Below are 238 nucleotides of genomic sequence, written 5' to 3'. Positions count from 1 at the left end.
GGATGTGGATGCGGATGTCCTGCCGGAGATGTCGCGCGCCGATGCAACGGTCAAACCCTTCCTTGATGCGCACCCGGACGCCTCACCGTTCGCCCCCGCCGAGGCCAGCGGCAGTGAAGCGCTGCCCAACGGCGGGCTGCGCCTGATCTACAGCACGCCGCTGCGCACCTGCCATGCCTGCGCGGACGAGGGCATGCTGCGGGTCGCCTACGAGTTCGACGCGCAACGCCGCTTCACC

Annotated in this window: 1 protein-coding gene; it reads left to right on the top strand. The window is 69.3% G+C overall.

Going from position 1 to position 238, the window contains the following annotated elements:
• The coding region (locus RRF55_RS27860) for a hypothetical protein (RefSeq protein WP_439419280.1) at positions 1-238 on the top strand (238 nt) is incomplete at both ends.

It is taken from the genome of Klebsiella sp. K47 (assembly GCF_051858335.1).
Classification (GTDB): Bacteria; Pseudomonadota; Gammaproteobacteria; order Enterobacterales; family Enterobacteriaceae; genus Klebsiella; species Klebsiella pneumoniae.
Note: the sequence above shows the minus strand (reverse complement) of the source record. Positions and strands in the feature narration are given on the sequence as shown.